General features: G+C 29.2%; 30 protein-coding genes, 1 tRNA gene and 1 pseudogene. 20 read left to right on the top strand and 12 right to left on the bottom strand.

Translation table 11 applies throughout. The features are described 5' to 3' along the window. The first annotated feature begins 148 nt into the window (after positions 1–148). Entirely contained in the window at positions 149–931 is a 783-nt protein-coding gene (gene zupT / locus B4G36_RS04065; RefSeq protein ID WP_221856744.1) for a zinc transporter ZupT, read from the top strand. Positions 932–986: 55 nt separating this feature from the next. Here zupT and B4G36_RS04060 read toward each other — a convergent pair whose 3' ends face one another. Next, complete coding sequence (locus tag B4G36_RS04060; protein WP_409410939.1) at positions 987–2,456, bottom strand: glycosyltransferase; 1,470 nt, start codon at positions 2,454–2,456, stop codon at positions 987–989. Positions 2,457–2,821: 365 nt separating this feature from the next. Between B4G36_RS04060 and B4G36_RS04055 the strand changes: the two genes are divergently transcribed. From B4G36_RS04055 to B4G36_RS04020, 8 genes are all read left to right on the top strand, one after another. Then, positions 2,822–3,145: a hypothetical protein gene (locus tag B4G36_RS04055; RefSeq protein WP_219034235.1), complete on the top strand. Its 324-nt coding sequence runs from the start codon at positions 2,822–2,824 to the stop codon at positions 3,143–3,145. Between the two features lie 271 nt (positions 3,146–3,416). Next, entirely contained in the window at positions 3,417–4,721 is a 1,305-nt protein-coding gene (locus B4G36_RS04050; protein ID WP_291046374.1) for a tyrosine-type recombinase/integrase, read from the top strand. A 322-nt stretch (positions 4,722–5,043) separates the two neighbouring features. Then, the gene (locus B4G36_RS04045; RefSeq protein ID WP_291046371.1) at positions 5,044–5,331 is read left to right on the top strand and encodes a helix-turn-helix domain-containing protein; all 288 of its coding nucleotides are present in this window, start codon (positions 5,044–5,046) and stop codon (positions 5,329–5,331) included. A gap of 1 nt (position 5,332) precedes the next feature. Continuing rightward, positions 5,333–5,608, top strand: coding sequence for a helix-turn-helix domain-containing protein (locus tag B4G36_RS04040; protein ID WP_291046368.1), 276 nt, complete (start codon positions 5,333–5,335; stop codon positions 5,606–5,608). A 96-nt stretch (positions 5,609–5,704) separates the two neighbouring features. Continuing rightward, complete coding sequence (locus tag B4G36_RS04035; RefSeq protein ID WP_291062188.1) at positions 5,705–6,643, top strand: hypothetical protein; 939 nt, start codon at positions 5,705–5,707, stop codon at positions 6,641–6,643. A gap of 184 nt (positions 6,644–6,827) precedes the next feature. Continuing rightward, a complete protein-coding gene (locus B4G36_RS04030; RefSeq protein WP_291062186.1) occupies positions 6,828–7,535 on the top strand; it encodes an antA/AntB antirepressor family protein in 708 nt (235 codons plus the stop codon). A 9-nt stretch (positions 7,536–7,544) separates the two neighbouring features. Next, positions 7,545–7,892, top strand: a complete 348-nt coding sequence (locus B4G36_RS04025; RefSeq protein ID WP_291046361.1) for a hypothetical protein — start codon at positions 7,545–7,547, stop codon at positions 7,890–7,892. A gap of 38 nt (positions 7,893–7,930) precedes the next feature. Next, positions 7,931–8,281: a hypothetical protein gene (locus tag B4G36_RS04020; RefSeq protein WP_291046360.1), complete on the top strand. Its 351-nt coding sequence runs from the start codon at positions 7,931–7,933 to the stop codon at positions 8,279–8,281. A gap of 72 nt (positions 8,282–8,353) precedes the next feature. Here the strand turns inward: B4G36_RS04020 and B4G36_RS04015 are convergent, their stop codons facing one another. Further along, positions 8,354–8,623 carry a helix-turn-helix domain-containing protein gene (locus B4G36_RS04015; protein ID WP_291046358.1) on the bottom strand — a complete coding sequence of 90 codons (270 nt, stop codon included), beginning with the start codon at positions 8,621–8,623 and terminating at the stop codon, positions 8,354–8,356. Positions 8,624–8,773: 150 nt separating this feature from the next. On the opposite strand from B4G36_RS04015, the gene B4G36_RS04010 reads away from it, so the two are divergent. Next, positions 8,774–9,067 (top strand): hypothetical protein, encoded by a 294-nt coding sequence (locus B4G36_RS04010; protein ID WP_291046356.1) that lies wholly within the window; start codon positions 8,774–8,776, stop codon positions 9,065–9,067. 14 nt (positions 9,068–9,081) lie between these two features. Continuing rightward, positions 9,082–9,384 carry a hypothetical protein gene (locus B4G36_RS04005; protein WP_291046354.1) on the top strand — a complete coding sequence of 101 codons (303 nt, stop codon included), beginning with the start codon at positions 9,082–9,084 and terminating at the stop codon, positions 9,382–9,384. 47 nt (positions 9,385–9,431) lie between these two features. Here B4G36_RS04005 and B4G36_RS04000 read toward each other — a convergent pair whose 3' ends face one another. Together B4G36_RS04000 and B4G36_RS03995 are read right to left on the bottom strand one after the other, a co-directional pair. After that, positions 9,432–10,133, bottom strand: coding sequence for a hypothetical protein (locus B4G36_RS04000; protein WP_291046352.1), 702 nt, complete (start codon positions 10,131–10,133; stop codon positions 9,432–9,434). 242 nt (positions 10,134–10,375) lie between these two features. Further along, the gene (locus tag B4G36_RS03995) at positions 10,376–10,666 is read right to left on the bottom strand and encodes a hypothetical protein (protein ID WP_291062184.1); all 291 of its coding nucleotides are present in this window, start codon (positions 10,664–10,666) and stop codon (positions 10,376–10,378) included. A 686-nt stretch (positions 10,667–11,352) separates the two neighbouring features. Here B4G36_RS03995 and B4G36_RS03990 point away from each other — a divergent pair. Further along, positions 11,353–11,841 carry a Panacea domain-containing protein gene (locus B4G36_RS03990; protein WP_291062182.1) on the top strand — a complete coding sequence of 163 codons (489 nt, stop codon included), beginning with the start codon at positions 11,353–11,355 and terminating at the stop codon, positions 11,839–11,841. 1 nt (position 11,842) lies between these two features. Then, entirely contained in the window at positions 11,843–12,286 is a 444-nt protein-coding gene (locus B4G36_RS03985; protein ID WP_291062180.1) for a hypothetical protein, read from the top strand. 152 nt (positions 12,287–12,438) lie between these two features. Here B4G36_RS03985 and B4G36_RS03980 read toward each other — a convergent pair. After that, positions 12,439–12,519, bottom strand: a tRNA-Leu gene (locus B4G36_RS03980). Positions 12,520–12,579: 60 nt separating this feature from the next. Continuing rightward, positions 12,580–13,362 carry an MBL fold metallo-hydrolase gene (locus B4G36_RS03975; protein ID WP_291062178.1) on the bottom strand — a complete coding sequence of 261 codons (783 nt, stop codon included), beginning with the start codon at positions 13,360–13,362 and terminating at the stop codon, positions 12,580–12,582. A 42-nt stretch (positions 13,363–13,404) separates the two neighbouring features. On the opposite strand from B4G36_RS03975, the gene B4G36_RS03970 reads away from it, so the two are divergent. Next, entirely contained in the window at positions 13,405–14,847 is a 1,443-nt protein-coding gene (locus tag B4G36_RS03970) for a TonB-dependent receptor (protein ID WP_291062176.1), read from the top strand. Between the two features lie 110 nt (positions 14,848–14,957). Here the strand turns inward: B4G36_RS03970 and B4G36_RS03965 are convergent, their stop codons facing one another. The 3 genes from B4G36_RS03965 to bcp form a co-directional block, all read right to left on the bottom strand. Next, positions 14,958–16,106, bottom strand: a complete 1,149-nt coding sequence (locus B4G36_RS03965; protein ID WP_291062174.1) for an aspartyl protease family protein — start codon at positions 16,104–16,106, stop codon at positions 14,958–14,960. A 104-nt stretch (positions 16,107–16,210) separates the two neighbouring features. Continuing rightward, entirely contained in the window at positions 16,211–17,260 is a 1,050-nt protein-coding gene (gene recA, locus B4G36_RS03960; RefSeq protein WP_291062172.1) for a recombinase RecA, read from the bottom strand. Positions 17,261–17,271: 11 nt separating this feature from the next. Further along, positions 17,272–17,727, bottom strand: a complete 456-nt coding sequence (gene bcp, locus B4G36_RS03955) for a thioredoxin-dependent thiol peroxidase (RefSeq protein WP_286496165.1) — start codon at positions 17,725–17,727, stop codon at positions 17,272–17,274. 287 nt (positions 17,728–18,014) lie between these two features. On the opposite strand from bcp, the gene nth reads away from it, so the two are divergent. Then, complete coding sequence (gene nth, locus B4G36_RS03950) at positions 18,015–18,635, top strand: endonuclease III (protein WP_291062198.1); 621 nt, start codon at positions 18,015–18,017, stop codon at positions 18,633–18,635. Between the two features lie 34 nt (positions 18,636–18,669). On the opposite strand, the gene B4G36_RS03945 is transcribed toward nth, so the two are convergent. Together B4G36_RS03945 and B4G36_RS03940 are read right to left on the bottom strand one after the other, a co-directional pair. Further along, a complete protein-coding gene (locus tag B4G36_RS03945) occupies positions 18,670–19,122 on the bottom strand; it encodes a lipocalin family protein (protein ID WP_291062170.1) in 453 nt (150 codons plus the stop codon). Positions 19,123–19,210: 88 nt separating this feature from the next. Further along, positions 19,211–19,657, bottom strand: a complete 447-nt coding sequence (locus tag B4G36_RS03940; protein WP_291062169.1) for a lipocalin family protein — start codon at positions 19,655–19,657, stop codon at positions 19,211–19,213. Between the two features lie 53 nt (positions 19,658–19,710). Here B4G36_RS03940 and B4G36_RS03935 point away from each other — a divergent pair, with 53 nt between their 5' ends. The 3 genes and pseudogenes from B4G36_RS03935 to B4G36_RS03925 all read left to right on the top strand — a co-directional run. Further along, complete coding sequence (locus B4G36_RS03935; RefSeq protein ID WP_291062167.1) at positions 19,711–20,235, top strand: alpha/beta fold hydrolase; 525 nt, start codon at positions 19,711–19,713, stop codon at positions 20,233–20,235. Positions 20,236–20,361: 126 nt separating this feature from the next. Next, positions 20,362–20,556, top strand: coding sequence for a hypothetical protein (locus B4G36_RS03930; protein ID WP_291062165.1), 195 nt, complete (start codon positions 20,362–20,364; stop codon positions 20,554–20,556). A gap of 129 nt (positions 20,557–20,685) precedes the next feature. Continuing rightward, positions 20,686–20,814, top strand: a pseudogene (locus B4G36_RS03925) (IS982 family transposase); the annotation flags it as partial. Between the two features lie 176 nt (positions 20,815–20,990). Here the strand turns inward: B4G36_RS03925 and B4G36_RS03920 are convergent. Further along, the gene (locus B4G36_RS03920) at positions 20,991–21,503 is read right to left on the bottom strand and encodes a thioredoxin family protein (RefSeq protein WP_291062163.1); all 513 of its coding nucleotides are present in this window, start codon (positions 21,501–21,503) and stop codon (positions 20,991–20,993) included. A gap of 62 nt (positions 21,504–21,565) precedes the next feature. Between B4G36_RS03920 and B4G36_RS03915 the strand changes: the two genes are divergently transcribed. Together B4G36_RS03915 and ychF are read left to right on the top strand one after the other, a co-directional pair. Further along, positions 21,566–21,967, top strand: a complete 402-nt coding sequence (locus tag B4G36_RS03915; protein WP_291062161.1) for a hypothetical protein — start codon at positions 21,566–21,568, stop codon at positions 21,965–21,967. A gap of 82 nt (positions 21,968–22,049) precedes the next feature. After that, a complete protein-coding gene (ychF, locus tag B4G36_RS03910) occupies positions 22,050–23,141 on the top strand; it encodes a redox-regulated ATPase YchF (RefSeq protein ID WP_125348936.1) in 1,092 nt (363 codons plus the stop codon). Positions 23,142–23,350 lie beyond the last annotated feature (209 nt).

The following is a 23,350-nucleotide window of genomic DNA, read 5'->3' as shown; positions in this document are numbered from 1 at the left end:
CTAATACAACAAAAATAAGTTTATCCTTTTCATAATTTACAACAACTGATAAATTACATTGAAATTTGTTGGTTTCTTAATTTATCTTGGTTCAAAACAATGAAAAGATTATATTTGTTAGATTAATCTAACTTAATTATTAAAATTAATGTTTTCAAATCCGTTAATATTTGCTTTTAGTTTAACTTTTCTTGCCGGAATTAGCACTGGAATTGGAAGTATTTTATGTTTATTATACAAAAAATTCAATCCAAAATTCTTAGGCGTAATGTTGGGAATTTCAGCAGGAGTAATGCTTTATGTCTCCTTTGTAGAAATTTTAACAAAAGCTAAATTATCATTATCAAGTGTTTTTGGAGAAAAATTAGGTTACACTTATACATTATTGGGATTTTTTGCAGGAATTTTAATCATCATTTTAATCGATAAAATATTGCCTCATCATCATTGCGATGAAAATAAAACAGAGACAAACGATCAGAAATTATTGCGTTTGGGTTTGTTTTCTGCTTTAGCTTTATCAATTCATAATTTCCCTGAAGGATTAGCAACTTTTTTGTCAGCATTAGAAAATCCAACTTACGGAATTTCTATAGCTTCAGCTATTGCTATTCATAATATTCCAGAAGGAATCGCCGTTGCTATACCAATCTATTACGCTACAAAGAATAGAAAAAAAGCATTTCTATATTCCTTTTTATCAGGATTAACAGAACCTATTGGCGCATTAATTGGCTATTTTGTATTGTTACAATTTTTTGATGAATCAATTTTCGGAGCAATCTTCGCAAGTGTCGCAGGTATGATGGTTTATATTTCGATTAATGAATTAATTCCGACCGCAAACGAATACGCTGGAAAAAAATTATCAACTTACGGAATTGTAATCGGAATGTTTGTAATGGCTGTTAGTCTTTTACTTTTTATGTAAAAACAAAAAAACTTCCCAATGAGAGAAGTTTTTGTATGAATTAATATTTAAAATTTTAAGTTGCCTGAGGTAATTCTCTCGTTAACCAACCACTTCTTCCTGCTGTTACAATGGCATAAGGCATAATCCAAAAAAGCGTGAACATATAGAAAATACTGTAAACGTATGCTAATAAAGCTTCGTTAAAATTGTATTTTTTTGCATAAAAAATCATCTGAATACTTGAAAAAACTAAAACGCCAGACAATGTACTTGTGATGAATAAAATTGGATGTGTTGCGACAAAAAAGATTAAAATTAAAAATAATGGAATTGCCATGATTAATTTTATCCATTGCATCATCAGAATTATACGAGTTCCTACTGTAGAACCTTCTCTAAAGTTGGTGAAAGCAAATTTTGTCATCATAATATTCTCACGAACATTACTTCTCTCCCAACGAATAAACATTTTGTATAAATTCTTATAACGCTCTGGAGTATTGGTATAAACCATTGCATTTTTCTGAAAATAGACATGTTTACCTTGTTTCAAAATCATATTTGTCAAAGCTCTATCCTCCCCGATTGTACTTGGTTGCCCTAAAAAAGATTGATTTATCCATTCTTCCAAACAATTATGTACAACATCTTTTCTGTAAGCTGCTAAAGCTCCAGGTGTACAAAACACAGAACCTAACGCACTTTGAGCAGATCGCACAAACTCGAAACTAAATGTAAAACTAACACTCAACATTTTTGGAATCAAACCTTTTTCTTTATTCAATACACGAACATTGCCAGCGACAGCACCACAATTTTCATTCACTACAAAAGGGCTTAACAAGTTTCTAAGCGTAGATTCATCTACAATAGAATCACTATCAACCGTCACAAAAACATCTCCTTTTCCAATTTTGAATCCTTTATATAATGCATGACGTTTTCCCATATTTTTTGGCTGTTGAAAAAGTGTAACGCGATCTCCTAATACTTTCTTCGCTTCAAGAAGCCATTTCCATGTATCATCTTTACTCCCATCGTCAACGGCTAAGATCTGTAATTTTTCGGATGGATAATTACTATCAGCTAAACTCAACAAAGTATCATATACTAATTTTCCTTCATTATACGCCGGAACAATAATGGTACAAGTTGGTAAATCTGCATCAGCAACATTTTTGACCGGTTTATATTTTATGAATAAATAGCCTAAATAAAAAAGAAAAGAAGTTTTAAGAATAAGAAGTGCCAATCCAAGGCTATAAATAATAACACCCCACCAGGTAGATAATTTAGTGCTATGCCATTGTAGAAATTCACTTTTATAAATAAACAAAAAAAGAATAGAAGTTAGCATAATCACAAAAGTTGTAGCAATTACTAGATAATCTTTCTTTGTAAGACAGTTTTTAGAAATTCTCTCTATGAATTTATTTCTTAAAGACTTTTTTTCATGTTCATCCGATCGAATAACCTTTAACACTGTTTTAGGCTCCGTGGTGGATAACAAAGTCGTGTTTGCCAGATTTTTTTTTGAATCTATATTAGTCATCTGAGTAATTTTAAGTTTTAATTAAAAAGTGAATAAAATGACAACTACTATGCCACCTAACGTTAATATAAAACTCAAGAAGTTAAATCTTTATTAAAAATAAAACACTTATAAACGACTGATTATTAATAAAATTTCAATATGTATTATACTTAAAAATTAGGCGTATAGTACGTTACATTTTAATCTGATTTCTTAATAAAAACAAAAAAAACTTCCCGAAAAGAGAAGTAATTTTGAGAAATGATATAAATTAACACATGAGGATTTTGTTACTGCAAATGTATGCAGCAAATTAAATTCAAAGCTTAACAGAATATCAATAGATTGTTAAGCGAAGATTAAATAAAAAGATGATGAAAAATATACTTTTACTTTTTTGCTTTACTATTATTTATAGTTGTTCCTCATCTTCAGATTTTCATAATATAAATGATCACATTGAAGATGGAAAATATTGCGCAAATGTCAAGGTTAAAACGAATAAGTCAACAAAGACATATCGAGTAACTATAACAACGAAAAATAATTATCTGCATAAAATTGATTGGCCAAATGGTGGTTGGCTGGATAATACGCATTACAAACTTCCTGAATTTTATGAAAACGAAGTTACTTTTATAGATGATAGAGCCCGAAAATTTGAAGTAAAAATTATACAAAAAGGAGAATGTAAATAAAAAAAGCTCGAAACTAATGTTTCGAGCTTTTGCTTAGTACTCGGAGTGGGAATCGAACCCACACTCTCACCCATTAATCTAAGTATTTCGACAAACATTCTAAAAGCAAAGATAAATCCTTTTAAATAGACACTTTTCAGAATATTTACAAATCTCTACAAATATAATAAAGTACAATGAAATACAATAATATTTAAAAACGGTTGTCAAACGGTTGTCAAAAATAGTAAAATGACATATATTTGAATTGTTCAATTTTAATATTAAAGGTATGGCTACGTTAAAATTTGTTTTGCTAAATAAAACAGACAACGCACAGATATATTTAAGGTTTTCAGTAAACCGACAAATCAACTTAAGAAGAAAAGTAGGTTTATCAATAAATGCGAAAGACTGGAGTACTACAACCAATCTACCTAAACCAAATAACGAAACGAATAAACTTTTAAAAAACAAACTCGAAAAACTTTCATTATTTGTTAACGATCAATTCAATGAAGATAGCACAAAGGGTACTGTAATAAATAACAACTGGCTAACCTCTGTTATTGATAAATGTTTTAATAGAGTTGAGAAAACGGATCTCTCAATATTCGCAAACTATATTCAGCACATTATAGACAATGCAGCAACAAGAGAACAGCGTAACGGTAAAATTGGAATATCAGTAGGTACTGTAAAAAATTACAGAATGTTTAAAAACATTATTACTGAATATGAAAAGACAATTAAAAAGACAATTCTATTTAGTGATTTAGAAAAGTCATTTACAGATCGTTTTAAAATATGGTTATTGAATGAAAAGAAATACACTATAAATTATACTGGAAAACAATTCGAGCACATCAAAAGTGTATGCGTATCAGCGTCAAAAGACAATATAACAGTTACTAATAATTCAATTACTTTAAAAGGATTTAGACAGAACGACAAAGAGAGATATATTCATACCTTATCATTTGATGATTTAGATAAAATTTACAAGACTGAAATGCCGACACCTCATCTGAAAGAGGTAAAAAAATGGTTGTTAATTGGTTGTTACATTGGTCAACGTGGAGGCGATTTATTAAACCTAACATCAAACAATATTAGATTAAAAGATAATGCAGTATATATCGATTTAGTTCAACAGAAAACAGAAAAGTTTGTTACTATTCCAGTACTAAAAGATTATGTAATAGATATTGTATTAAATGATTTTCCTAAAAAAATATCTTTAAATAAAATCAATACTCATATTCAAAAAGTTTGTGAATTAGCCGAAATAGATGAGGTTGTAAAAGGTTACATAAGTGATGAGAACAATAGAAAAAAACTTCTCACATCTTTGCCGAAACATAAATTCATTACTTCTCATTCTTTTAGAAGATCCTTTGCAACAAATTTTTATAGAAAAATGCCTACACCAGTTTTAATTGGTATTACTGGACATAGCGAAGAAAAAATGTTTTTAAAGTATATTAATCAAAAAGCAGATAAAGATGCGAATGCAGATGCCTTTGCTATGTATTACGCTCAAATGATGAAAAAGGAAGAGCCAGTATTAAGAGTTATTAAATCGAATAATCAATAGTATTGCTACACCCTTGTAAACTTTACAACACACCCGTAAACAAAAACAGAAATTTCACTCAAAAAACACGTTTTTTTATTAGAATTACTTTTTTTAATAAAACCTCAAACATACATTTGAGTAATAAATATTAAAAAAGGGTAACAAATTAGAAAATTCATCACCCCAAAAACAAATAATTATGTCGACTGTCGCCAAACAAAAACGACATAATTAAAGTAAAATTAACTATATGTTCATTAATTGCAAAACATTTGATTGTGTTTGTGAATATTTTAGGTTTTGAATTCTTCTAATTAGTTACTCATAATTATTCAAAATTATGAGTGCAGAAACTAAGAAAAACAATTTAAGCACGATTGGTGCAGAGTCATTCGAACAGCTAAAAACTACTTTAATAGCTGAGATTATCCCCCATTTAGAAAACATTAAACCTAATAACGATTTAGGCTTATTAACACGTGATGATGTATTGAATATTTTTAAAATCAATAAATCAACTTTAATTAGATGGCAAAGAGAAAAAACACTTCCTTTTATTAAGATTGGAGGGCGTGTATATTTTAAACGCGCTGAAATAGAAACAATGTTAAATATTAAATCTAATTAATATGAAACAAGAGTTTTTTATTTTGACAAAAGAACAATTGCAAGAAGAAATTCAAAACGGATTAAAGGCGCAATTAGCTGATTTTGCAAAGAACTTTCAACCGAAAGAACCTAATCAATATATGACAAGGTCGGAGGTTATCGATATGCTACAAATAACATACGGGACATTAAATAACTGGTGTAAGAATGGTAAGCTAAAACCATTGGGAATAGGCGGGCGTATTTACTTCCTACGTGCTGAGGTCGAGCAAAGTTTAAAACCAATAACGCTTTGATTTATAAACAAAAAAAAGAGGCTCGATAAAACGCGCCTCAATTGTTCAATTTAAAATATTGCAGGAATGCAAATATTTTAATCAAAGTTAATGATTATGGTTGACTTATTAAAACTAAGAACCTCGAATCATCAAATAATCAATAGTTTATTATTACACCCCGATTTTTTAGAATGTAAACCGATCAACAATTATTATACATCACTCAGGCAAATAGAAGGTTTTAAAATTGGCTTACATTTTAGAAAAGCAATCGAGAAAGGTTTTAAAATCGGGTACGGCTATGTAGATATTTTAGTGAGTCCACATTATCACAAAAATAACTATTTACATAACGGAGATGATTTTACGCCTTTGGAATGCATTAAATCTATCAATGAAATATTAGATTATTTACAGATTAAAGAAATAAATCGAAATGATTTACAAGTAGTAAACATTGAGTTTGGTTTAAATATTATTCCTAACTCAGATGCTCGATTGATCTTTGATGGTTTGTTCCTTTATAAGCGTTCAAAGTTCAGTATTAAGTATGAAGATATTGAGACGTTTAAATTATCCGAAGCAACTAAATACAAAGAGATCAAAGCTTATTTGAAAGGAATACAATTTTTAAACTTTCCCTCTTATAATATTGATCTAAATACTATTCGATTTGAAGTTAGAAGCAAAAAAAGAGAATTTATAAAAACGTTAGGAATTTACACCGTTTGCGATTTGATGGAAATTAAGACATACGAGAATCTATTTAAAGAATTATTAACCGAATGGGACTTAGTGTTGTTAGTTAACCAGCAATATGATAAAACTCAAATTAAAGCAAAGGATTTAGCATTTTTAGAAGATTGTAATATTCTTGAATATTGGATTGATTTAATAGCTTCAAAACATCGAAATACATTTCTAAAAACTAAAATTAAATACTATAAAATCTTAACAGCAAAAAACAACTTGCACACCGAAATTAAGGCTAAAATAATCGACAAAATCGACATTTTTTTTAGTGTGCAAATTGTCCACAGAAAACCCGCATAAAAAGGGGATTTTAAAAAAAGTTCCATTGATAAAGGGACAATATGCACACCAAACCATTAAAAAAAAGAAAAAAAGTAGTGTTAAAAATGAGAAGATAGAAGATAATAAAATACACCCGAAAAAATATGTTTTAATGACAAAATAAAGAACAATCAAAATCAACCAATTTTAAATAAAAATAATCATGGAAAAAAATACAACAGAAAGATTTGAATTAATTAAAATCAATCAATCAGAAAACGGGAATAAAACAGTATTAGCAAGCGAGCTGTACAATCTTCTACAACCAAAGACAAAGTTTATAGATTGGATTAAAAGAATGCTAAACTATGGATTTGTTGAAAATGTAGATTATTCGATAATTGCCAGTGATAATATTTTGCTTCTCAAAAATGAGAAGCAAACAAGAACAGAATCTTTGCACGTCAAAAAAGACGAGCAAACACAACGAACAAAAGTTAGAAAAAGTTCAAGAGGTGGTCACAATATGAAAGATTATCTTCTAACAATTGAAAGCGCTAAATCTATTGCAATGGTTCAGCGTTCCGAAATGGGCAAACGTATTCGTAATTACTTTATCGAAGTAGAAAAGCATTATCAAGAGATTGTAACACCTAAGCAAATCGCAGAATTAAACAATCGCCTTAAATCGGTAGAAGAAAAGCAAATTAATTTTATCAATGATTGGTCGGTAGATAGATTTTTGAGAGCAAACGGAGTATTTAAAAAGCATACAATAATCGAAAGGCAACAGCTTGGTAAATTATGCACAAAGGAATATAAAAAAATAACTGGTAATCCACCAAAGAAAGTACAGCACCCCTCTTATGTAAACGGTCAAAACGTTTATCCTTATGAGTTGATCAGCAAAGTGTATTCGTCAAAATTCTAAACTAACACTATGACAAAGCAAGAAATCAAACAATACATTTCAGAATTAAACGAAACCGAGAAACTGGACTTATACAATTCAATTGCGTGTCGTTTTGGTTCGGCTGATGACATAATCTTTATTCACGATTCAAAATTTTACGAAACCCAGTTTTTAAATTCATTAGATGCCGAACAATCAAAAGTCGATAACACGATTAACGAGTCGGATAAATACGTCAAGATGTTGGAGTACAAAAAACTTGAAACATCAAACGACATTCTGGAGTTAATGGAGGTTGAAATCCTAATCAATTTAATTTTTGATAATCTGGATGAGGTTGTCGAAATGGGATTAATTGAAAATAAGACGATTTAACGAACTTAAATTATAAATCTATATAAATATACCAAACTATGAGTGAAAGTTTAAAAAGTGTCGATACGCGAAGTTTAAAACGAAAGTTTGAAGGCAAAGGAGAAATGAAAGATTTTACATTTACTCAAATTGCAAGAAATGATTTTGCGGTAATTTATGAGAAAGTTTATAAAAACCATATCAAGAAAACTTATGAAGTGTTTGAAATAAAAATCAATTCGAGATTTAATTTAGAATCCTATCCAACATCTAAGGCGTTCGGGATTTGGGCGTGGGATATTGAAACACTTGAAAAGGCAGTTATTAAGTTTCAAGAAATATCTAAGAAAGTAAAAGAGAGAAAAGGGAACGAGGCGAGCAATACGCATGCGCGCGCGAGGGAAAAGTAAAACAATACGCCCGCGGGCGTGTAGGCGTTATATAGGTCGATAAAAAACCCTACTATGATGTAGGGTTTTTTATTAAATCTTGATCGTTCCAATTGGAATATATGAACCGTCTTTAAAAATATAAAGTGTTTCTTGCTCTCCAGGTTCTTTAGTTGAATTAAATAACTCTTTGATGTCAACATCTAAAACCTCAGCAATTTTTAATAGATTTTCTGGTTTAGGAAATGTACTTCCTTTAACGATATTTGATATTGTCATTTCAGAAACGTCAATTTTTTCAGCAAGTTCTTTACCGGTTAATCCTTTTTCTTTTAGAACTTCTTTTATTCTTAATATACTCATAAACCTTATTTACTTGTAAAAGTAACAAATATAAACGTTACATATATAATAATCGAATAAATATACTTAAAAGTTTGTTTATATAAATCTAATACATATATTTGCAGTCGAAAAATATATGTATCAATTATACTTTAATAATAAAAACACATGAATACATCAACAAAAACAGATTGGGAAGTGATTCAAGATATGGATCAATACGAGAAAAACTTATTCATTGATAAGATTATTAGTTTGTTTACTAATAATCATATGTTAGAACATACTAGAGGAGGTTTTGCAGAGTTATTTAGTGTTTACATTCAAAGTCCAGAGTTTAAAAGATTGGACGACGATAGAAAAACAGATTTCCTGCAAGTTCAATTCGAGATTTACGATATGTTTAATTTCATTGAATATACTTCAATGAATTACAGCATCGGTAAATATTCTAAACCTTAACTAATACAAATCTTATGGCTCAAAGTAAAATATCAGATGATGAAATCTTAAACGAAATGAATAGCGAGATTAGAAATGATTTTATTCATCATTCATTTCATTTATTTAATTCAATGGATTTAATTGATCGTGCTAATGGAAACATTGTTGAAGTGTTAAACGTCTTTATTCTTAGCGATAACTTTAAGAATATGAATAATTCAGAGCAGACTACTTTTTTATATGCTCAACATGATTTAATAAACTTACTCAAATTGTTTGATGAGTTTCAGTTTAAAAATAAATTATTTGAATATAATTATCTCAACAACAAGTAATATTTTCGGATAAAACAACAAACCTCATCTAACAGATGAGGTTTTGTTTATTTTACTAATAATTCAGTTGAATTCTTAAGTATATCTTCACACTCAAAAGTTAATTCAAGTGATTTTAATAAACATACCAGCTGTTCAAATTTTTTAAAATTATTAAATTCTAAATTTTCTAAAAGTGTCTTTTTGTTATCATCTTTTTCAAGTTCGATTTCTTTTTTGTCAACTTTTGGTAATGTAATTTCAAAAAAACAATGTTCTTTATTTATTCCTACAAAAAATGTATTATTTCTAATCGGAAAGTGATCTAAAACAATATAAGGAGCATTCTTTTTTAAGAATAATTGAAAGTTTTCATACTTAATACCATTGTGAGTTAAATTATAATCTTTAACAATTAAGGGGCCTAAACCTAAATTGCTAATAACAAATTTGTATGAATAATTATTATAGTCAATTTTACGAGTAGATATACCTAATGGTTTAATAGAGTCGATTTTGTTTTGTTTATTTCGTTTATCATCTAAATGATTAATTGAGTATGCAACTTTAATTAAAAAATAAAGGTTTGCAGCACTAAAAATCAAAGTACCATAACCACCTATAAAACTTCCAAATTCAGACCAGTTTGTGGACTTAAAAGAAAAACCATTTTCACCAAAGTTTAAAAGATAAAATATAATCGGAATTGAAATAAATATTATAATCCAAGTTGAATATATGTTTAATTTTTTTTTATGTTTCTTTTTCATTTAAGGGTATTTGTATTTATTCAAATGTAAACAAATTAACAAAACAATACCTCATCTTTTTGATGAGGTATTTATTATTATAGTGGAACAATTTCCTTAATTACTTTAGTCCATAGGCGCGCACGTACGCGTATTTTTATAGTTCGTTAATTTTACATTTGGCAAAAATTGGCATATTTTGGCGCTAAATTTATACTACAATATAGTACAGTAATAAGAATTTTTTCAGTCCTAAAAAGACATTAAAAACCGTATGCACGTCCCGCATTATCTATTCTGTTAATTAATTTTTCTAAAAGTGGTAAAACACTTCTCGTGTTGTAGTCTATGTTGGCCAATCTATCCAAACTATTTAGGAGTATTTTGTTCGAATCAATATTAATGGTTACAAGTTCCTTTTGAAGAATACGAATAGCGTTAAATTGACCTAAAAGAGCGTTACCTGTTTCCTCTGACATTCCTTTTATCGCTCCAGCCATTGCACTTTCATTAGGATCAATTAAATCACCAAACAAACAAAAAACAAAAGTCATTAGTATTACTTCAATACTATAAAAAAACAAACGAAATGATTTTGATTGTTATCGAAGATTTCTTTCCAGAAGTAAAGTCAAATCTATGTAAAGAAGTGTTTGAGATAAATAACTCTATAATAGAACGAATAGATGATTTACTTAATTAATAACAAAGAAACATCCGAGCAATACGCGCGAGATTGATTGATTTAAGTTAATTATTTACAGTTCTCGGAGTCCAAAAAAAAAAGGAAGATTTTTCTGAGGTCATTACGCGTGTGCGCGAAATGATTTTCCCGAATTTTTGGAGTCCATAACGTGTATATGTAAAGAAAGAAAGTTTATAATTTCTTAAGTCCATAAAAAAGAAAGATTTTTCTACAGTCATTACGCGTGTGCGTGAAACGATTCACTGAATTTTCCGAGTCCATACATGCAGGTAAAGAAAAATAGAGAACTGGATAGACTTTTCTAAAACCTACATTTTAATTAATTAACCATGCTAATTGAGTTCTGATTATTACATTTTATTCTATATTATACCGTTTTATACTTATTTATATTATAAATTTGCAATATATTTAATTCTAAATTAGATACTATAATATTTTATGACTAGACAGGAGCAAATAGAGAAGTTAGGTAATACAATTATTTATTTGTCTAATAACATGAACAACTTATCTAAAACTAAACTTTTGAAGTTGTTATATTTATTAGATCAGTATTCTGTTGAAAAATTTGGAACACCTTTTTTAAATTTAAAATATGAAGTTTGGAAATTAGGTCCAGTTTGTCAAGAGGTTTTTGCTCAATTAGATTGTAATGAATCTTTAACTTCTTTAAAAGATTTTATTGAAGTATCTTTTCTTCAAGATGGAACATCTAAGATTATATCTAAGAAAGATTTTTCTGATGATGAGTTTTCACAAAATGATATTAATCTTTTAGATTTAGTAGTTAAATCATTTAAAAATGACACGGCTAATAAATTAGTAAACTTAACTCATGTAAAGGGTGGGTTATGGTATGATTTAGCTTTGAAAAATGATTTATTAGAATCTTTTGAGAATGAATTCAGAAGTACAAGTAATATTGAGATTGATTTTTCTGAACTATTAAAGAACAATAGTACTAAGTTAAATTTATATAACGATTATTTAGAGTTTGATAAATTTTCAAAAAGTTTTTAATTTGAACCAAGGGACTCTACTTTATATTTATAATTATCTTTTTGATGACTTATCATCAAAAAATAAGTACTTTCTTGTATTAAAGGAAATAAATGAAACTGAATCAATATTAGTTTCTCTTCCTTCTAGTAAAGATTACATACCATCGACTGCCAAAATTGAACATGGATGTATTGATTTGTCATTGACTGCTCAACAAACAACATATTGTTTTGAAAAAGATAAAATAATTACAAAAGACACTAGTTTTTGTTTCCCTTTAAATACGTTTGTTTATGGACAATACTTAACTAGTATAAAAATTAGTGATTTTACTACTAAATACCCAGTAGAAGGGGTTCACTACGAAAAAATAGGAATTTTAAATGATGTTGAAATAGATAATATTATTAATTGTTTTAAAAACTCTAATGTAGTTAAGAATAAATACAAAAAGTTATTATAACTCATTTAAAATATCAAATTAATAAACCTCAGTTATAAATAATAGCTGAGGTTTATTTTTTATAATATCTCAACTTTTTTGAAAATGGTTGTCAATCGGTTGTCAAAAACGAATAAAAAAAACCTCAACTAATTGAAGTTGAGGTTTTTCAGTACTCGGAGTGGGAATCGAACCCACACTCCAAAGGAACACGAGTTTGAGTCGTGCGCGTCTACCAATTCCGCCATCCGAGCCTTTATGGATTGCAAATATAATGTTAGTTTATTTATTTTTCCAACTATTTTTTAAACTTTTTACAGAATTATTTCTAACGTATCGTAAGCCAAATGTTTACCTTTTGGTAATTTTTCCTCTACTTCATCATGAAATCCCAAATGATGCGAAATATGTGTAAAATAAGTCTGCTTTGCACCTATCAAATCCGAGTATCGTATTGCTTCATCTAATAATATATGCGAAAAATGTTCTTGTTCTACTCGCAACGCACTAATGATTAAAACTTCAACTCCTCGTAATTTTTCAAGCGATTCTGTTGGGATCGTTTTTACATCCGTTAAATAAGCAATTTTATCATCAATCAAATAGCCCAAAATAGGCAAAGGTCCATGCAAAACTTTTATTGGTTCAATCGTAAATCCAGCAACCAAAAATTTTTCATCTTCCACAACATTCTCTATCACCGTTGGCACTCCAGGATATTTATGTTCAGCAAACATATATGGAAATCGATTATGTAATTCATCCAACACTCGTTTCAAACCATAGACATTCATATCTTCTCCAGATTTGAAAACCAACGGACGAATATCATCCAATCCTAAAACATGGTCATTATGCTCGTGTGTATACAGGATTCCGTCCAATCTATGCCCATTGTATCGTAACATTTGTTGTCTAAAATCTGGACCACTATCTATCGTAATAATCTTTCCATCCTTTTCTAACAACAAAGAAGAACGCAAACGTTTATCTTTTTGATTTGTTGACAAACACACTGGATGATCGCTACCAATAATCGGAATTCCTTGCGAAGTCCCAGTTCCTAAAAAATGTATTTTTATATTTGATTTAGCCATAATGATTTGGTAAATTTACCACAAACTATTTGAAATTAAAATATGGCATTAGAACAAGTTCTTACTCCTAAACAAAAAGCTTTAGAGATCAATTTGAATCCGAAAATATACGGTTCTTTTGCAGAAATTGGTGCAGGCCAGGAGACCGTTCGTTTTTTTTATCGCGCAGGTGCCGCTTCGGGTACGGTTGCAAAAGCGATGAGTGCTTATGACAAAGAAATGTCCGATTCGATATATGGTGTAGAAGAAAATCGTCGTTATGTAACGCAAGCTCGCCTTAAAAAGATGTTGGATCATGAGATGGAATTGATGAAAGAACGTCTAATCCACGATCACTACAAAGAAAAAGCATTTTTTACGTACGCAAATACAGTAACAACAATTGATTATTCGAAGAAAAATGAAGGTCAAGGTTGGATTGGTTTACGTTTCAAATTGAATGCAGAAGAAGAAAAAGCAAACGAAATTATTTTTCATGTAAAATTCAAAGAAAATACGGCTCAATTGCAACAAGAAACTTTAGGTGTTTTGGGTGTTAATTTGATTTATGGTGCTTATTATTACTACGATAATCCTCGAAAATTAATCAAATCTTTGTACGATACGTTGGATAAAGATCAGTTAGAAATTGACATGATTAACTTTCGTGGACCACAATTCAAATATGTTGATAATCGTTTAATGTCTCTTCAATTGGTTAAAAATGGAATGACTGATGTTGCGGTTTTCAATCCACAAGGAAAAAATATTTTACCTGCCGATTTATTATACAAGAAAAATATCTTCGCTGTTCGTGGTTCTTTCCGTCCTTTTATGAATGTAAATATGGATATGTTCAAAGGTGGTTTGGAGATTTTCAAACAAGAAGATGATGTTCGAACAGATAATACCGAAATTTTATTCGAGATTACGCTTTCTAACTTGATTGCTTCTGGTTTTGAAGGCGAATTGAATGAACGAGATTTCTTAGATCGCGCTGATATTATTGGTAGTTTAGGTTACAATGTTATCATTTCTAATTTTTCTGAATATTATAAATTGGTTGATTATTTCTCGAAATTCACTCGAAATCAAACCAAAGTTGGTTTAGCAATGGGTGTTAATAATTTGGTCGAAATTTTCAATGAGCAATATTATGCCGATTTACCTGGCGGAATTATGGAAGCTTTCGGAAAATTATTCAAGAAAAATGTAAAAGTTTATCTTTATCCATATTTAGACAAAGAAAAAGATATTTTGTTGACGTCGAAAAATCTACAAGTAAGTGATAGTGTGCACGAATTGTACAAATATTTCTTGTATAACGGAAGAATTCAAGATATTTTGAATTACAATAGAGGTTATTTAGATTCTTATTCGCGCCGAATTTTAGAAAAAATTGCTAACGCTGAACAAGATTGGGAAAATGAATGTCCAGAAGGTGTTGCTGATATTATTAAAGATCGTGGAATGTTTGGCTACAAGTTGAAATATATTTTAGAATAAATTTTTAGTATATCAATCTAAACTCGTTTCAAATTCTCATCATAAACAATATGCGATGTTGAAATAAATTCAACATGAAAAACCACTTCTGCAGAAGTGGTTTTTTATTTTTATTCTAAATATCTCTTCTTTTCTAAGATAAAGTCTTTAATATTATCATTTCTTTTAATACTAATATTTATTTTTGATTTATTCTTTAAAATATCGTTCTGAAAATATTTACAAATATTTTCTTTACTCAAATTAGTAAAATCCATTTCTTCAATACTAAGAATTTCATCACCTAACTCAAGATTACCTTCATCTTCAAATAATAGTTTAATATATGGTTTATTATTTTCAAATGAATAGCCAAAACCAAAAGAATCTAAAGATTTTTTATTAAAATCTATTGGTTCGTTTTTTAAATAAATGTACTTGTTGCTCCAATCTATTATTACTCCAAAATTTTCTAAAAACTTATTTCCAATTAAGTTTTTTTCTCCAGACATAAAAATATGATCACTAAAAACTTTTTTTCCAATCTCAAAAGTATCTAATTTAAAATAATAGTTTTCGGATATTTTACTTTTATTAAAAGCACCGATTGATGAAATACCTTTTACATTAACTTTTTGAGAATCTTTTACTGATATTAAATTTCTATCAATAGAAAAGCCTCCGTTAGAACCTGTGTCTAATTTAAAGTTGAAAACATGATTTTTTATTGTTATTGGAAGTAATGGTGTATTTTGTCCATCTGTTGAAAAAGGAATTTTTAAAAAATACGTTGATAAATCAAAATTATTTAAATCTTCTGTTATAGTAATATTTCTTTTTAAATAGTCAATATTCCAAAGTGCTAAAGCCATTAAATTTTCCCCTATAATTCCATCAATATTTAGACAATCAAATTCAAAACCTTTAAAATCATAAATATGTGCTTCTATATTATAAAAAGAGGATTTTCCTATTTTAATTTCTGAAACAAAGGTATTATTAATGATTTCACGATTGTTTTGTGAGTCCCTTATACTAGATGAAGATTGTACTTTTAAATTTAAATCTTTCTGAATTGACGTTGAAATAAATGTCAACGCTCCAGTATCTACCAAAAAATTATACTCTTTATTATTAATCGAAACTTTTATAAAAGGTAAATTATTTATGTATTCTAAATTTACTAAATCAATTGATTGATTCATTTTAAGAAATGATTTTTTAGTTTGAGCTAAAAGCATTGTGCTAAAAAAGATTAATATCAATGGAAAATATTTCATTTTGTTTTATTTAAAGACTCAAAGTAATCTGAAAAGTTACAAAAAAAGCTCTGAGTTTCCTCAGAGCTTAAAAATCATTATATAAAAATTCTTTCGAATTAATCTTAATCTTCTAATAAATCAGCTGGATCATCAACAGAAACTTCACCCGTAACAGGTTCACCTTTGATTAAAGCAACAATTTTTGCTTCAATTTCTTCACATAATTCAGGATTATCTTTCAATACTTCTTTTACAGCATCGCGACCTTGTCCTAATTTGCTATCATTGTATGAATACCAAGAACCAGATTTGTTTACAATTCCTTTCTCAACACCCATATCCAAAATTTCTCCAACTTTAGAAATTCCTTCACCATACATAATATCAAATTCTGCTTGACGGAATGGAGGAGCAACTTTATTTTTAACCACTTTTACTTTCGAATGATTTCCGATTACCTCATCTCCATTTTTGATTTGAGTTGAACGACGGATATCCAAACGTACAGATGCGTAGAATTTTAAGGCGTTACCACCAGTTGTTGTTTCTGGATTTCCAAACATTACCCCAATCTTTTCACGTAATTGATTAATGAAAATCGCTGTACATTTCGTTTTATTAATTGTACCTGTCAATTTACGTAAAGCTTGAGACATCAAACGCGCTTGTAATCCCATACGAGAATCTCCCATTTCACCTTCAATCTCCGCTTTTGGAGTAAGTGCCGCAACAGAATCAATTACGATAATATCTATCGCTCCCGAACGAATTAAGTTATCTGCAATTTCTAATGCTTGCTCACCATTATCTGGTTGAGAAATAATTAAGTTTTCTACATCAACACCCAATTTCGCTGCATAATAACGGTCAAATGCATGCTCAGCATCAATAAAAGCAGCGATACCACCAGCTTTTTGCGCTTCAGCAATAGCGTGTAACGTTAATGTTGTTTTACCTGAAGATTCAGGTCCGTAGATTTCTATAACACGTCCGCGAGGATAACCTCCTACTCCTAACGCTAAATCTAATCCCAAAGATCCAGAAGGAATTACTTCTATTTTATCATCAACAGCCGAATCTCCCATACGCATTACAGTTCCTTTCCCGTAAGCTTTGTCCATCTTATCTAAGATTAGCTGTAACGCTTTCTTTTTATTGTCTAAATCGCTCATTATATTATTTTTTATTTTTCTAAAATTTGTTTTGCGTGTTCTTTTGTTTTCACTTTTTCGATTACATCTGTAATCACTCCTTTTTCATCAATGATGAAAGTTGTACGATGAATTCCATCAAATTCGCGTCCCATAAATTTCTTTGGTCCCCAAACGCCGAAAGCATTCAAAATTTCGTGATTTTCGTCTGCAAGCAAAGGAAAAAGTAAATTGTTTTTCTCTGCAAAATTCTTTTGTCTTTTCACAGAATCTGCACTTATTCCAACCAAATGATAACCTTGAGCTTTCAACGCATTTTCGTTATCGCGCAAATCACATGCTTCTGCTGTACAACCAGGCGTACTTGCTTTTGGATAAAAGAAAACGACTAATTTTTTTCCTGCAAAATCATGGTACGAAACTTCGTTTCCATCTTGATCAATTCCTTTAAAATCTGGAACTTTATCTCCTATTTTTAACATCTTGATTTGTCTTTAGAACTTCTCGTAAAAATAATGATTAAATCTTGAATCGTAACTGATTTAACTAATTAATCTTTTATTTATACTACAAATGTAATGTTATATAACGCCAAAATAAGTCGCTTAAACTTTACTTTTTAAAATGAAGGTAAAAAAAGGAAAAGCTGTTATTTAAAAACTTACGAAAAATATTCGAACTTCAATTTTCTAATAGCGAACTTCGCATTTCGTAATACATAAAGCATAATTAAAGATGTTTCATTATTTTTACACAAAAAGTCTCAGAACTTATGATGTTAAAGAAAGAACGCGTCCAATTTGTGATTGATGAATTGGAAAAATTATATCCAGTTCCACCTATTCCATTAGATCATCAAGATGCTTTTACATTATTGATTGCCGTTTTATTATCTGCCCAAACAACAGATAAAAAAGTGAATCAAGTAACACCCGAATTATTTGCGAAAGCTGCTAATGCAAAAGCAATGTCGTTATTAGAAGTAGATGAAATAAAATATTATATCCGCGAAATTGGTTTATCAAATACAAAAGCCAAAAACATCAAACGATTATCCGAAATTTTAATCGAAAAATACGATGGAGAAGTTCCAGAAGGTTTTGATGAATTAGAAGAATTACCTGGCGTTGGACACAAAACCGCTTCGGTTGTGATGTCTCAATGGTTTGGTCATCCTGCTTTTCCTGTCGACACACATATTCATCGTTTGATGAAATTATGGAAATTGACAAAAGGTAAAAATGTTGAGGAAACAGAAAAAGATGCGAAGAAAATCTTTCCAAAAGAGTTGTGGAACAAATTACATATTCAAATCATTTATTATGGACGTGAATATTCTCCTGCACGCGCTTGGAGTTTAGACAAAGATTTTATTACACGAAAAATGTTCGAATAAAAAATACCTTCCAAAATGGAAGGTATTTTCATTATTATTTTACAATTTCAAAAACTTGCAAACGAAACTTTATCGTATCTATTTTACTCAACGTATCTTGCAAAATCAAATATTTTGGATCTAACTGCTTCACATAATAATTGTACGTTGTATCTTTTGTTTCCATTGTCAACAAACGTTTTGTTTTAGACGTATTATACACATACGTTCCTGTCGTTTGTTCTTGTACACAATTTCCTTTTTCGGTTTTATACATGTTAGAATTATAATTCGTAACATCCGAAAAATCTAATGTAGACTGTCGCTCACAAGCCAACAACTTGTCTGTTTCCGTTATATTCCCTTTCGTTTTTCTAATTTCTTTCAATTGCCATTTTCCAGATCGCAACAATTGATCTTGCGATATTGCCAACGAATCGTCTTCTTTGCACGAAAAAACTGAAAGCAATAAAATTGATGCTAAAAATAGGCTGAATATATTTTTCATTCGGTTCAATAATTATGTGGTAAAAATAAAGATTTTGAATGACGTAAAGTGAATATAAAAAATAAACCTGAAAACTTATTTTCTTTATTTATTGTTTACGTAAAATATCATAACTGATTGTATTTGCTATTTTCTCAAATTTCTTATCAGAATCTACAATTTTTTTATCAATATATGTTTCAAAAGTTATCGTTTTATCTTGATTAATTTTCACAATTCTATCCTCAAAAATATAATCATCAATGTAAAATTGAATTCTATTATCAACAATTCGCCACAATGTTAATCGAGGCTCACTAGGAAAACAATTGCCATTACTTCCTTCTACATAGTTATAAATAGCATATCCATTATCCCAAATTGTATAATTTCTCATTAACCGACAATCATCAAATTCTTTAGACACTTTTTTGCTATTTTCATAAAAGCCCGATTCTTGTAATTTCCAAAAACCAATCACATTATCAGGTTTTAATTGTTGAGAAAACATTTTTGAAGAGAATAAGATTAATAGAATTAAAATAATTTTTTTCATAAGATTGATTTACCTTGTAAAGGTATACTTTTTTACCTTATCAAATAAAAAGAATGAAAAAATTCATACTAGAAACTTCCGACAAATATCCAATTGCCGTAACCTCTTTTGGCGAAAACAACGCAACCAAAAAAATCATTGTCATTTCGTCTGCAATTGGTGTTAAACAAACTTTTTATGCCAAATATGCAACGTATTTAGCTAATAAGGGATATTTGGTTTTTTCGTTTGATTATCGCGGAATCGGCGATTCTAAACCCAAAAAGTTAAAAGATTTTAAAGTGCATTTTACAGATTGGGCCGACAAAGATTTTTTAGGTTTGACACAATATATCGAAGAATTTTATCCCAATCACGAAAAATTTTTAATTGGTCATAGTATCGGTGGAATTATGATTGGTTTGACACGCGCTTACAAAGTTTATGATAAAATTGTAACAATTGGTTCTCAATATGGTTATATCAAAAATTTTCATCAAAAAGATAAACCAAAAGTAAATTTCTTTTTTCGTATTGCAATTCCTATTTTATCTGCTTTTTACGGATTTTTTCCTTCTCAAAAGGTTGGAATGGGTTAACCAATTCCAATCGGAATTGCGAAAGATTGGCGAAAGTTAATTCTGAATGAAACTTCGATTTTAGGTTATGCAGATGAAACACAGAATTTATATGATGAGATTACAAAACCTGTTTTAATCATTAGTTTGGATGATGATTTTATGGCAACGCCAAAATCTGTAGATTTATTTGCTGAATTAGTTTTGAAAAATGTGAGGAAAAAACGTTTGAATATCATTCCTAAAGAATATGGATTGGATGAAATTGGACATTTGGATTTCTTTCGAGAAAAAAATAAAACCGAAATTTGGCATATTCCTCTTGATTATATTGAAGAATAAAAAAAACTCGAGAAGTTCTCGAGCTTAAAAATTAATTATTATAATAATGAGCTCAACTCTTTTCTTGGTTCACTGTAATAATACGTTGTGTATTATGATTTTTGTAATTAAAATAATCTAAAAAAATGTGAACCTCAATTCACTTTATTCAGAAATTCCAGAAAATGAATTGAGACATAATTTTCTCAAATGTGCATCCAATTTATGGTAAGACGAAATTACATAAAATTTTTTAATGTTTTTAAAACAAGAATTCTTGATAGAAAACCTGAAAATATAGATGAACTAAAGTAATATGTTTAAACAAAGTGTTTATCTTTATAACAATCTAAAGTCTCTCCTAAGTCTTAAAAATAAGACTCCAAAAAAAATATAAAAAAAACTAAAAAAAAACATATTCCTTCGGGCTTAAATATTATTTTAAAACTATTCATCTATTTCTTTTTCAAGATAAAAACTTCTTTGATTTTTTCTGGATCAACTTTATCGTTTTTGGTTGTTTTTTCAAGTTTTGTAATCAAATGATTTACTTCTTCATCAGAAGCTGGGCCACCAAGATTTTCTCCATTTACGCGAGAATCTTCTAGAACTTTTCCAGTCGAATCTAGAATTACCCAAAAAGGTAAACCTTGATCTTTTCCACCTAATTTTTCGTTAATTTCAGCGCCGCCTGGTGTTTCTAAATTTTTCTTTTCTGCACGTTCTTGTACAGTAATAAATGTTTTGACATAATTCGCATCAAAATATGGTTTCACAGCTGGATCGTCCATATTTTTTTCCATCTTTTTACACCATCCACACCAAGAAGCATGAAAAATTAAAAAGACATTTTTATTTTCAACTTTCGCTTGGTTTTGAGCTTTAGTTAATATTTCTGTTGCTGTTTGCGCGTTTACGATTCCTGCGAAAGCAATCATAAAACTTACGATTAAGGCTTTTAATTTCATTGTAATAAGTATTTAAGTAAATGTAAATAAATAATTGTATTTTCAATAAAAAATTAACACTTATGAAACATTTTTTAGGATTTATCTTTTTGCTATTTCTCACAAGTTGCACATCCAATAACATAAAAACGATTGAAGGAAAATGGAAACAAGATTTTTTGGATTATAAATTGAAAGTGGTAGAGATTCCTTTATCAAAAAGTGATGCGATTATGGATGTTTCGAGAAGTAAATCAAAATTGAAAATAGATTTTGATTTTCAGGATGGTTATGAAAAAGATGTGACAGATTCTATTGTGTTTAAATTTCCTCAACTCAAATTCAGAAAGATAAATCTTGATAAAACTTCTAATTATTATGATTTGACTTATAATGCTACTTGCGATTGTTTTTATGGTGAAATGAAATCATATTCTGGAAATGTATTAAATATAAAATTGAACAGAGTTTCTTCGGTTAAATAAATTTAATGGAAATCATTATCTTTGCACAAAATTATTAGAACATCGTTCTAATATTCAATCATTAAAAAAAGAGACAACATATATGAAATGTGGAATTGTTGGATTGCCTAATGTTGGTAAATCTACTTTATTTAACTGTTTGTCGAATGCAAAGGCGCAATCGGCGAATTATCCTTTCTGTACAATTGAACCAAATGTAGGAACAGTTTCTGTACCAGATACTCGTCTAAATCAGTTAGAAGCAATTGTAAATCCAGAGCGCGTTGTGCCTGCGGTTGTAGAAATTGTAGATATTGCTGGTTTGGTAAAAGGAGCAAGTAAGGGAGAAGGTTTAGGAAATCAATTTTTAGGAAATATCCGAGAGTGTAATGCAATTATTCACGTTTTACGTTGTTTCGAAAACGAAAATATTACACATGTTGATGGTTCTATTAATCCATTGCGTGATAAAGAAACAATTGACATTGAGTTGCAATTGAAAGATTTGGATACAGTTACAAAACGTATCGATAAATCTAAAAAAGCAGCAAAAGCAGGAAATAAAGACGAACAAAAAGTTGTAGAAGTTTTAACAGCTGTAATTGCTCATTTAGAAGAGTTGAAAAATGTTCGTGAAATGGATTTGGACGAAAAAGAGCAAGAAATTGTGGATTCGTTACAATTGATTACTTCTAAACCAGTTTTGTACTTATGTAATGTAGACGAGTCTGCTGCAAAAGACGGAAACGAATGGGTAGAAAAAGTGAAAGAAGCTGTAAAAGATGAACACGCAGAAGTGTTAATTTTAGCGGCACAAATTGAAGCTGATATCAATGAATTAGAAACGTTTGATGAACGTCAAATTTTCTTAGAAGAATTAGGATTAGAAGAGCCAGGCGTTAATCGTTTGATTCGTTCTGCTTACACACTGTTAGATTTAGAAACTTATTTCACAGCAGGTGTAAAAGAAGTTCGTGCCTGGACAATCAAAAAAGGTTCTACAGGACCACAAGCGGCTGGAGTTATTCATACAGATTTCGAAAAAGGATTTATTCGTGCAGAGGTAATCAAATTTGAGGATTTTATTACATACGGATCAGAATCTAAATGTCGTGAAGCAGGAAAATTAAACGTAGAAGGAAAAGCGTACATCGTACAAGATGGTGATATCATGCATTTCTTGTTTAATGTGTAAACAGTTATTTTATAATATTTTACTAAAAGCATCAATAAATATTGATGCTTTTTTTATTTAAATAAGCTTTTATAGATTTGTTTTTAAAATAATGTTTGTTAGTGAAATAATTGTATTTTTAAATAATTAATAATTAATAAACCCGTAGTGCATTTAGGTAATATTAATTTTTAAGTTGTTAATATTTCTATTTTGGTTTCTGTTTATTG

It is taken from the genome of Empedobacter sp. UBA3239 (assembly GCF_002362875.1).
In the GTDB taxonomy this organism is placed as follows: domain Bacteria; phylum Bacteroidota; class Bacteroidia; order Flavobacteriales; family Weeksellaceae; genus Empedobacter; species Empedobacter falsenii_B.
This window is presented reverse-complemented; position numbering and strand designations above follow the sequence as displayed.